5 protein-coding genes are annotated in these 4,104 nt (G+C 66.6%); 4 read left to right on the top strand and 1 reads right to left on the bottom strand.

Annotated elements, in window-relative coordinates; translation table 11 throughout:
- The coding region (locus V7082_RS21370; RefSeq protein WP_334151694.1) for a DnaJ domain-containing protein at window positions 1-348 on the top strand (348 nt) is incomplete at its 5' end.
- Between the two features lie 50 nt (window positions 349-398).
- Here V7082_RS21370 and V7082_RS21375 read toward each other — a convergent pair.
- A complete protein-coding gene (locus tag V7082_RS21375; RefSeq protein ID WP_334151696.1) occupies window positions 399-2,102 on the bottom strand; it encodes a D-alanyl-D-alanine carboxypeptidase family protein in 1,704 nt (567 codons plus the stop codon).
- Window positions 2,103-2,446: 344 nt separating this feature from the next.
- On the opposite strand from V7082_RS21375, the gene V7082_RS21380 reads away from it, so the two are divergent.
- The 3 genes from V7082_RS21380 to V7082_RS21390 form a co-directional block, all read left to right on the top strand.
- Window positions 2,447-2,773: a phasin family protein gene (locus V7082_RS21380; RefSeq protein WP_334151697.1), complete on the top strand. Its 327-nt coding sequence runs from the start codon at window positions 2,447-2,449 to the stop codon at window positions 2,771-2,773.
- Between the two features lie 261 nt (window positions 2,774-3,034).
- Window positions 3,035-3,376 (top strand): ATP-dependent Clp protease adapter ClpS, encoded by a 342-nt coding sequence (gene clpS, locus V7082_RS21385; RefSeq protein ID WP_334151699.1) that lies wholly within the window; start codon window positions 3,035-3,037, stop codon window positions 3,374-3,376.
- A 7-nt stretch (window positions 3,377-3,383) separates the two neighbouring features.
- The coding region (locus tag V7082_RS21390; RefSeq protein ID WP_334151700.1) for a Clp protease N-terminal domain-containing protein at window positions 3,384-4,104 on the top strand (721 nt) is incomplete at its 3' end.

A 4,104-nucleotide genomic window follows, 5' to 3' on the forward strand; every position in this document is an offset into this window, starting at 1 on the left:
CGCGACCTCGACACGCTGAAGCCCGCCGAGCTGGCGCTGCTCTGGCACGACTGCCGGTTCGTCGATCCGCAGTCCGCCCAGCTTCTCGAAGCCTATCTCGATCGGATCCATCCGACCTGGCGGGATGACGTCTCGCGCGGCGAGCGGGCCATGCGCGACGGCGACGGACGCATGACGCCGGACGAGGCCTACGACATTCTCGGCCTCGCCCCGGGCGCGACCGACGAGGAGATCCGCCGCGCCCACCGCGATCTCATGCTGAAGCTGCACCCCGACCGGGGCGGATCGACCTATCTTGCGGCTCAGGTCAACGAAGCCAAGGACGTGCTGCTCAACCAGAGCCGGTGACGGCGGGCCGCGACCCGCCGGCCATCGCCGCCCGTGCGGCTGTGGCCGCCTCAGTCGGCCTTCATCACGAAGCAGTCGATGGCGAGGCGGCGCAGCTCGAGGCACGTGTTCGAAGCCGCATGCTCGTCGAACTGGACGAACCGCGCCCGGAAGAACTGGCGGTTGTCGCGCTGCACGGGGAGCGTCACCCCGCCGTGTCCGTCGAGGAGGCCCGCGGCGCGGCTGCGAACCAGGTCGAGCTTGGACTGGGCCTCGCGGGCGGAGTTGTAAGCGCCAATCTGGATCGCATAGCCGGCGCCGACCGGCGCCGCTTGGAACTGCGACGGCCCGTTGAGGTGCGAGGGCGACGCCGTGGCCGCCTCGGCGGGCGTGACGAAGGCGGTAAGCGCGTGCGCTTGCGAATCGAGCGTCGACGGCGGCCGCGCGGAGGGCGCTGTCTGCCGTTTGGACAGGGTGGCGACAGGCGCGGGAGCAGCGTCCTCGACGATAGAGTGACGGATCAGCCCGGCGATGCTGGACGACGCGCCGGTGGAGCCGGTGGAAGGCGCCTCGGTGGGGCCGGGCGGCGGAGCGGCTTCGGGCTCGGCCATCGCCGCGCGCAGGGCTTGCAGGTCGAGACGGGGCGGCGGCAGGGCGGAACCGGCCACCGCCTGGGGCGGCTCTGCGGCCGTGTCGCCTTCGCCGGCCGCAAGCATGGCGCCGATCGGATCGTGCCGGGGGGGCCGCACGGCCGGCGCCGGAGAGGGTGCGTTGGCCGCGACCTTGACCGGTGCCGCCTTGGCCGCCTTGGTTGCCTTCTGGGGCGGCGGAGCCTTCAGCGTTTTTGCGGCCCATGCGTCGTCGCTGGCCCGTGCGTCGTCGCCGGCTTGGGTCGCCGGCGGCTTTGCAGGTCGCCGCTCGGCGACCAACTGTGGCGTGCTTGAGCGCGTTTTCTCGGTCGAAGCCTTGGCCAGCGACGTGTAGAGCAGGGAGCGCATCAGCGCGTTGCGCGTGGCCGCCGTCTTGCCGCCGAACACCGCGCCGATGATGTGCTTGCCGTCGGCGTGGACCGACGACACCAGGTTGAAGCCCGAGACGCGCGTGTAGCCGGTCTTGATGCCGTCCATGCCCGGAAAGCCCAGCATCAGCGTGTTGTGCGTCTTGTACGTTTTGCCGCCGAGCGTGAAAGAGGCGAGCGAGAACAGGCGGTAGTGCTGCGGAAAGTCGTCCTGCAGCCGCAGGCCGAGGGTCACCATGTCCCTTGCCGTCGTCTTTTGCTCGGGGTTCGGCAGCCCGGACGCATTGCGGAACGTCGTCGACGCCATTCCGATCTGGCGTGCACGCTCCGTCATGAGGCGCGCGAAACGGTATTCGCTGCCGCCGATCGCCTCGGCCACGGCGACGGCCACGTCGTTGGCGGACTTGACCACCAGCGCCTTGATGGCATCGAGCACGGTGAGGGTGTCGCCGGCCTTGAGGCCGAGCTTCGAGGGAGCGACCTTGGTCGCCTTTTCGGTAAACGTGATCCGGCTGTCGTAGGTGAGCCGGCCCTGCTCGATCTCGCCGAACAGGATGTAGAGCGTCATCATTTTGGTGAGCGAGGCGGGGAAACGTGGCTCGTCGGCCGATTGCGCGTGCAACACCTTGCCGGTATTGGCATCGACGACGATCGAAGCCTGCTTCGCGGTCTCGGCGCGCGCGGGCTGGCCGGGCGCGAGCACGACCGCGCCGAGCAGAAGCAGCAGGACCATCCATCGCGTGGCGAAAATCGGCAAAGCCCCCTCTTTCGCTGGTGCGTGTCGCGTGTGTCCGCGCCGCCCATCCCGCCCGGTCGTCAACATATCCGAGCCGGGTTTGAGTGCCTATGCTTCGCGGCCACTTTGCGGCCGTAGAACCTTGCCCGTGGCAGCAAAACCCGGGGCGACGCGGTCGGAAGGCAACGCTAGCGGTCCGATGCTGCGATTTTGTTAACGCCTCGGTCACGGTTTGCTCGCGTCCCGGAATAATGCTGCGACGCAATATCACCCTTGAAGAAATGGTGCAGTGCGGCTAAATACGGGGCCAAGGCCCCGACGCCGACCACGATCCTCCCACCCGACAGCAGCAGGCAGACATTCAAATGATGAACAATTTTCAGGATTTTCAGAAGCTCGGTCAATCCAACGTCGACAACGCGCTGAAGTTCTTCGGCGACTGGAACAAGGGCTGGCAGGCTATCGCCGCCGAGATGACCGACTACTCGAAGCGCGCCTTCGAGGACGGCACCGCGACCTTCGAGAAGCTCGCCTCGGCCAAGTCGCTCGAGCAGGCGTTTGAGATCCAGTCGAGCTTCGCCAAGCGGGCCTACGAGGATTACATGCAGCAGCTGACCAAGATCGGCGGCATGTACTCGAGCCTGGCCAAGGACGCCTACAAGCCCGTGGAAAAGGCCTTCCAGGGCCGGTAGCCGCCGCAACGCGTCGAGCCCCGGCTCCGCAGGAACGACGAAATGAGGCTCGGGCACGGCGCCCGGGCCTTTTTTATCTCCGGAGCAACACCACTTTCATTTGGCCCGATTGGTCTGGTGGCCTGAGCCAAAGAGGGGAGGAGTGCGTTTAAGGGCATTGCTGGCGCAAGCCAGCTGCGCGAACATACTGGAACAGAGCGGGCGCCCTCCCGGGGGCGGCGCGGGTAAGTGACGACGGGCAAGATGAGTCTGGGACTGAGAATGGCCGGCAAGAACGGAGCCGGAAACGACCGGGGCGGCGGTGAAGAGGGCAAGACCGGCCTCGTCACCAAGACGCGTCCGAAGACCAAGAAGCCATCGCTCTACAAAGTGCTGCTTCTGAATGACGACTACACGCCGATGGAGTTCGTGGTCCTGGTGCTGGAGAAGTATTTCAGCAAGGGCCGCGAGGAAGCGACGCGGATCATGCTGCACGTGCACCACAAGGGCGTGGGCGTGTGCGGAGTCTTCACCTACGAGGTCGCCGAGACGAAGGTGACGCAGGTGATGGATTTTTCGCGTCAGCATGGCCATCCTTTACAATGCACCATGGAGAAAGAGTAGGTCGAACGTGCCATCCTTCTCGAAAAGCCTGGAATCCTCGCTGCATCGCGCGCTCGAGTTCGCCAACGAGCGTAATCATGAATTTGCGACCCTCGAGCATCTGCTCGCCGCCCTGATAGACGACCGCGACGCGGCCGCCGTCATGCGCGCCTGCAACGTGGATCTCGACCAGCTCCGGGTGCGCGTCGGCGAGTACCTCGATACCGAGCTCGGCAACCTCGTGCACAAGGGCACCGCCGAAGCCCAGCCCACGACCGGCTTCCAGCGCGTCATCCACCGCGCCGTGGTGCACGTCCAGTCCTCGGGCCGCGAGGAGGTGACGGGCGCCAACGTGCTCGTCGCCATCTTCGCCGAGCGCGAGAGCCATGCGGCGTTCTTCCTGCAGGAGCAGGAGATGACGCGCTTCGACGCGGTTCAGTACATCAGCCACGGCATTGCCAAGCGGGCGGGCATGTCGGAGCCCAGGGGAGTGCGCGGCGTGGACGACGAGCAGGCGAGCGAGACCGGCGAGGAGAAGAAACCCGGCCAGGACGCGCTCAACACCTACTGCGTGAACCTCAACAAGAAGGCGCGCGAGGGCCGCATCGATCCGCTGATCGGCCGCGAGGCTGAGGTGATGCGCACCATCCAGGTGCTCTGCCGCCGCCAGAAGAACAACCCGCTGTTCGTCGGTGATCCCGGCGTCGGCAAGACCGCCATCGCCGAGGGCCTGGCGCGCAAGATCCTGC

The sequence above is a fragment of the Hyphomicrobium sp. genome, from assembly GCF_036833075.1.
In the GTDB taxonomy this organism is placed as follows: domain Bacteria; phylum Pseudomonadota; class Alphaproteobacteria; order Rhizobiales; family Hyphomicrobiaceae; genus Hyphomicrobium_C.